At 42.9% G+C, this 6,334-nt stretch carries 6 protein-coding genes; 2 read left to right on the top strand and 4 right to left on the bottom strand.

Going from position 1 to position 6,334, the window contains the following annotated elements; translation table 11 throughout:
• Positions 1-166: 166 nt before the first annotated feature.
• Both PseudUWO311_RS24995 and PseudUWO311_RS23790 read right to left on the bottom strand, forming a co-directional pair.
• Positions 167-265: an SMI1/KNR4 family protein gene (locus PseudUWO311_RS24995; RefSeq protein WP_411730334.1), complete on the bottom strand. Its 99-nt coding sequence runs from the start codon at positions 263-265 to the stop codon at positions 167-169.
• A 392-nt stretch (positions 266-657) separates the two neighbouring features.
• Complete coding sequence (locus tag PseudUWO311_RS23790; RefSeq protein ID WP_142657704.1) at positions 658-1,152, bottom strand: DUF1648 domain-containing protein; 495 nt, start codon at positions 1,150-1,152, stop codon at positions 658-660.
• Positions 1,153-1,398: 246 nt separating this feature from the next.
• Between PseudUWO311_RS23790 and PseudUWO311_RS23785 the strand changes: the two genes are divergently transcribed.
• On the top strand, positions 1,399-2,532 hold the full coding sequence (locus PseudUWO311_RS23785; protein ID WP_223807717.1) for a 3-deoxy-7-phosphoheptulonate synthase: 1,134 nt from the start codon (positions 1,399-1,401) through the stop codon (positions 2,530-2,532).
• Positions 2,533-2,567: 35 nt separating this feature from the next.
• Here the strand turns inward: PseudUWO311_RS23785 and PseudUWO311_RS23780 are convergent, their stop codons facing one another.
• Both PseudUWO311_RS23780 and clpB read right to left on the bottom strand, forming a co-directional pair.
• A complete protein-coding gene (locus tag PseudUWO311_RS23780; RefSeq protein ID WP_142657703.1) occupies positions 2,568-3,239 on the bottom strand; it encodes a Uma2 family endonuclease in 672 nt (223 codons plus the stop codon).
• Between the two features lie 75 nt (positions 3,240-3,314).
• Positions 3,315-5,939, bottom strand: coding sequence for an ATP-dependent chaperone ClpB (clpB, locus tag PseudUWO311_RS23775; protein ID WP_142657702.1), 2,625 nt, complete (start codon positions 5,937-5,939; stop codon positions 3,315-3,317).
• A gap of 75 nt (positions 5,940-6,014) precedes the next feature.
• Here clpB and PseudUWO311_RS24270 point away from each other — a divergent pair, with 75 nt between their 5' ends.
• Entirely contained in the window at positions 6,015-6,176 is a 162-nt protein-coding gene (locus tag PseudUWO311_RS24270; RefSeq protein ID WP_190303643.1) for a hypothetical protein, read from the top strand.
• The last annotated feature ends 158 nt before the right edge of the window (positions 6,177-6,334 follow it).

Genomic DNA, 6,334 nt, shown 5'->3' with positions numbered 1-6,334 from the left:
TATTTTGCCATGCATTTAATATCTTCTGCCGTAAATCAAGCGAATATGCTGACATATTTTGTTTAACTTTAGTGATGCTTTAGATTACTAGACTTGTGGCGTGTTTGATCGGAATTTGCTGTAAAAAACAATCTTCACCTACAAGAAACCAAGCAGATTGATGTCCTCACCAAAGGAGAAACTCTTTATACGCTGGAGGCAAAAAAAATCCGAGTGTTTTTTCAAGCTCAAGAACTTCATCTTTACTACATGGGAATAAATCCATGTCCTCATCCTCAAATATTAATCCTGATTGGATTAATATTTTGCTTTCGTTAACAAACTTAGCCTTAAAAGTTTGCAGATATATGCTATTTCCCATGGTTTTTTATTATACTCCTCCATTACCTATCTTTAGCAAGTAGGGTGTGTTAGCTTTAGCGTAACGCGCCATTATTGAAGAAGTACAAATAGAGTACTAATTAATAATAGATTGATAAAAATTTTGATTGGGGAAAATTTACAGACAAAGTGCAGTTAAAGACTGAACATTAGCCTTTACCAGTATGAAAAGCAACAAGCGATCGCCTTAATTATCACTAAAAAGCGATCGCCTATATTGATTTTGAGACTTAAGCGATCGCGGATTTAGGAAAGAAACAGACAAATCTTGGTTAATTATGATGGCTTAGGGAAACGCCTTAATAGTACTACAGTCCACCAGACTGTGAATAAAACAAAAGCCACTAACAAAGCCCAAGGCGCAGGAACGCTGAGTTCTTTAATCGGACTTAAATTTGCTAAAAATGTGAGATGGAAGATAATCACCATCAGTAGCATCGTGGCAACCCCAAACCAAGAAAAATGCACATTGAGAAACTTAAAAGACTCCTCGCGTCGTTCATCCGATAGCCAATATTCTCGATGGGGCAAATTAATCATAGAAGTTGGTACATACTTGAAAATTAGAGGCAGTATGACCGTAAAGGAACTAGTAACAACAAGAGCTACGAAATAGGCTATAAAGTAGCCCATCTTAGAAGAAGTTCCATTGACCTTGCCTGCGACATCAAAATGAGAACCAACGACCTCTGGGAGTAATGGATAGAAATAGATACTTTGGGCGATCGCCAATCCAAATAAAAATAGAACGATATACAACGGTAATTTCATCGCTGTATGCTCCTTAAGTATATTTACTAAGTAGCTGGTTGCAATTAAGCATAAAACCCAAAAACCTGTGGCGCACGCGCATCGTGCGCCACGGGTTTTAGTTCTGTTTTTTTAATTACGCTTAGCTACTTAAAATTATCTAAGCAAACTAAAAATAAAGATATTTTTTGCAGATAGTTGTAACAAAAATCCATCTGTGGGATACGTTAATCCCACAGGGAGGCTAAAGTATAAGTAGATATTTATATGGAGTTAATAGGCGTGTCCCCAACTGAAATCGCAAATATTTCTGGTCAAGGAGTATCAGTAGTAGATGCCAATTTAGATCAAATTAAGACTAGCGATCTGCATGTGGTTGAAACTTGTCCATTGCTAGCACCCGTAGAAGTCAAAGCCGAGTTGCCCATTACTACCGCGATCGCAAAAGTTGTTTCCGAGGCAAGGGCTAGAATTCGCAATATTTTAAATGGTAGCGATCGCCGCTTACTAGTCGTCGTTGGACCTTGCTCAATTCATGATGTTAAGGCAGCCCGTGAGTATGCCGAGAAACTTGCAAAATTCCGCGATGGGGTTAGTGATGCCCTCGAAATCGTGATGCGAGTTTATTTCGAGAAGCCACGCACCACAGTGGGCTGGAAGGGGCTGATTAATGATCCGCATCTCAACGGTACATTTGATATTAATTTCGGTATCCACATGGCGCGGGAATTATTATTGGATGTGGCAAAGTTGGGTTTGCCCAGTGCCACTGAACTGCTCGATCCCATCGTACCTCAGTACCTTGCGGATCTGATTTCATGGACAGCGATCGGGGCGCGGACTACCGAAAGCCAAACACACCGTGAAATGTCATCTGGCTTATCAATGCCTGTAGGTTTCAAGAATGGCACAGATGGCGGTATTGATGTGGCGATCAACGCCATGCTCTCAGCTCGTCAGCCGCACCGTTTTCTTGGGGTTAATAATGAAGGTAGGGCAAGTATTGTCACTACGACAGGTAATCCTGATGGGCATATCGTTTTACGCGGCGGCAAGCAGGGCCCAAATTACGACAAGGTACATGTAGATGCGATCGCCAATCGTCTTCGCGATCGCAAGCTACAGCCATACATGATGGTTGATTGCAGCCACGACAATAGCGGACAAGATTACAATCTTCAGCCGAGTGTGTTGCAAGATATCGCTGAGCAGGTGCGTAATGGCTCAGAGCATATTGTTGGCATCATGCTCGAAAGCCATCTCAATCGCGGTAAGCAGCCTTTGAAAGAATTGTCAAAACTGGAATATGGCAAGAGTATTACCGATGGTTGCATTAACTTTGAGACAACTGTTGATGTTTTGACAGACCTCGCTAATGCAGTGCGATCGGGACGGTTTTAATTAATGTTGCTGGGCGAAAGCCCAGCAACATTAATTCATAGGTTTTCTCTGACAAAAGCGCGAAACTTAACTTCAGCAGCAATTTCGTCCTGTTGCGCTTCTTCTAGAAAGTTATATAAATATTCTTTCTGCATCCAAGGGAAAGTAGGACTGCGATCGCATTCTACATATGTTGCTTCCTGCAATGTATAAATCTTTAGTTCCTGTCCGTTATATCGCCAAAATTCAGGCACACCCATACTGGCATAAAGCCTATTTTTATCAATGTCAGTATGAGTAATATCCACCTCAACTACTAGATCGGGAGGAGGATCTTGACTAAAATCAACAGTCTTTCCTGCAACTTTTGGTTGATTCTGAATGTAGTAAGCACAGTCTGGCTCAGCACCACGTTGTAAATCTTCACGATCCATCGTGGTTGATCCCATTGTCTTGAGTTTCAGCCCCATTTCTAAAACCAAAATGCGAATAAATAAACCAATTAATTCCCTTGAGTATTCGTGAGTTTCTAAAGGCATAGTGATTTCAAGAATGCCGCGATCGTAGGTGAGCCGTGCGGCGCGACTGTCAGGAAGAGCTTTGAGAATTTGTTGGTATGACAGCCAACTAATTCCTTTTAGCGCAACTCGATTTTCACCTTGTTTCGCTGCTACGGTAACTGCCGAAGTGGAAGGTTGTATTTCTGGTGGTAAAACTGTGAGAACCATATATTAACTACAACTCTGCTTAAAAACATTCTAAAGCAAAAATAAAGAGAAGGGACGCGATGCGTCCCTTCTCTTTTAGGAAACAGTGATTAGATCCGCAGAAAGGCGTTTGAAGGCGAGGCGTTCGTTTTCGATATCTACAAAGATGGTGTCGCCATCAGCATAATCGCCTCGCAAAATCCCCTTCGCGATTTGGGTTTCCAGTTGACGCTGGATGATCCGCTTCAGTGGACGCGCTCCGTAAACAGGATCGTAGCCAACTTCGGCAATGAAATCTAGAGCCGCATCGGCAATTTTCAAAGTCATGCGGCGATCGCCTAAACGTTGCTCTAAACGTTGAACTTGTAGCTTCACAATACGACGGAGTTCATCACGGCGGAGAGCATGGAAGATCACAATTTCATCAATACGGTTGAGGAATTCTGGACGGAAGCTCGATCTCATCGATTCCATGACCCGATCGCGCATTTCGTCGTATTTAGAATCATCGCCAGCAATATCGAGAATAAACTGCGAACCGACGTTACTGGTCATAATGATGATCGAATTCTTGAAATCAACCGTGCGACCTTGAGAATCAGTGACGCGACCATCATCTAGAATTTGCAGCATGATGTTAAACACATCAGGATGTGCTTTCTCAATCTCATCAAAGAGAATTACTGCATAAGGACGACGACGCACTGCTTCGGTTAATTGACCGCCTTCTTCGTAACCAACATATCCAGGAGGTGCGCCCACTAACCGCGAAACGCTGTGTTTCTCCATATATTCTGACATGTCGATTCGCACCATCGAATCTTCAGTATCGAAGAGATAGGCAGCAAGAGCTTTGGCTAATTCCGTCTTGCCGACACCCGTTGGACCTAAAAAGATAAAGCTAGCAATTGGACGATTGGGATCGGCGAGTCCTGCTCTAGAGCGCTGAATGGCATCAGCGATCGCAGTGACGGCTTCTTCTTGACCAACTACGCGATCGTGTAGCACATCTTCCAATTGCAAGAGCTTCTCTTTTTCGGATTCCACTAGCTTACTGATCGGAATGCCTGACCATTTTGAGATAATCTCCGCAATGTCTTCTTCTGTGACTTCTTGACGCAATAGCGATCGCCCTGAAGTTTGCGCTTCCTTAAGATTTACCTCAGCAACTTCCAATTTACGCTGTAAATCAAGAAGTTTGCCATACTTGAGTTCTGCCGCTTTTTCTAGATTGTCTGCATTGCGTTCTGCTTGTTGAATTTCTACGTTCACCTGATCAATGTCTTTTTTAATTTTTCCAATATTATCATTCAACTGCTTTTCTGCTTCCCATCGAGCTTTAAGTGTAGTTTGCTCTTCCTTTAGATCACTTAACTCTTTATTCAGCTTTCCTAGACGTTCTGATGATTCGCGATCCGTTTCCTTTTTTAGCGAAAGACATTCCATTTCCATCTGGATTACCTTGCGATTGATTTCATCAAGGGCTTCAGGTTGAGAGGTATTCTCTACTTTTAACTTAGCTGCGGCTTCATCGACCAGATCAATCGCCTTGTCAGGTAAAAAACGATCACTGATGTAGCGATTGGAAAGAGTTGCGGCTGCTACTAGTGCTGTATCAGATATTGTTACATCATGATGAGACTCGTATCGAGTTCGCAAACCCCTAAGAATGGAAATAGTATCTTCGACATTCGGTTGATCAATATAAACCTGCTGGAAGCGGCGCTCAAGGGCGGCATCTTTCTCAATATATTTACGATACTCGTCTAGGGTTGTCGCACCGATACAACGCAACTCACCACGCGCCAACATTGGCTTCAGTAAGTTACCTGCATCCATTGCTCCCTGTGTGGCTCCTGCACCAACAACGGTATGAATTTCATCAATAAAGAGAATGAATTGACCGCTTGATTCCGTAACTTCCTTCAAAACTGCTTTTAGTCTTTCTTCAAATTCACCTCGATATTTTGCACCTGCAATCAGTCCGCCCATATCGAGAGCGATTAACTTGCGACCTTGCAGTGATTCTGGTACATCCCCACTGAGGATACGTTGCGCTAAACCTTCAGCGATCGCAGTTTTACCCACGCCTGGTTCGCCGATTAAGACAGGATTATTTTTGGTGCGGCGCGACAAAATCTGGATGGTGCGACGGATTTCATCATCGCGCCCAATCACAGGATCAAGCTTGCCTTCACGGGCTAACTCGGTAAGATCGCGACCATATTTAGTCAACGCTTCATATTTATTCTCAGGAGACTGATCAGACACTTTTTGTTTGCCTCGGACTTGCTGAATTACATTTCGGAGCTTTGCTTCATCGAGGCCCATTTCCTGATAGAGAGCTTTCCCGAAGCGATCATCTTTGCAGTAGGGGAGCAAGATATGCTCGATGGAGATAAAATCATCACCAAAACTTTTACGTTCCTTTTCGGCGCGATCAAATAGTACTTCTAAATTTTTGCCCAAGTACACAGAACTATTAGAACTCGATACTTTGGGCTGACGATTGATAAACTCATCGGTGCGATCGCGCAATTTTTGAATATTGATCCCCGCCTTACTAAAGATGCTAGCTGCTAGCCCTTCTTCTTCTAATATTGCTTTAAGTAAATGCTCTGGCTCGATCTGTTGTTGCTGAGCCGCTTTCACCACATCGGGTGTTCTTGCGATCGCTGCCCATGCTTTTTCGGTAAATTGATTGGGATTAGTTGGTTGCATCGCCAGTTACCTCCTGTGGTTTAAAAGTCTATAAATATCTTAAGGCGTAAGGCTTTTAAACGGGATCGGTTCTACATGGATAAAGGGTGCGTGTTTCCGTACATTGGGATTACATTTACCTGTTACAGTACGTCAGCTAAGGTGACTTTTGTTTTATGCATGTATGCGATCACTTGCTTGCTGACAGGTTTAAGAGTATTGCGATCGCCGCTTAACTTGATGGGCGAACAACTCTAATGAGATTACCTTGTAGAGATTCTTGTGTAGAAGACTTCATCGGAAATAAAGAGGAGATAAGCCCTAAGCCTTTTTCCCAATTGAGATGCTCAAGTTAAGCAACCTTCCCATGTCTCATCGTAACCCTGAAATTGTGTAATCCACAAGAAGTTTCCATC

The organism is Pseudanabaena sp. UWO311 (assembly GCF_006937785.1).
Classification (GTDB): Bacteria; Cyanobacteriota; Cyanobacteriia; order Pseudanabaenales; family Pseudanabaenaceae; genus Pseudanabaena.
Note: the sequence above shows the minus strand (reverse complement) of the source record. Positions and strands in the feature narration are given on the sequence as shown.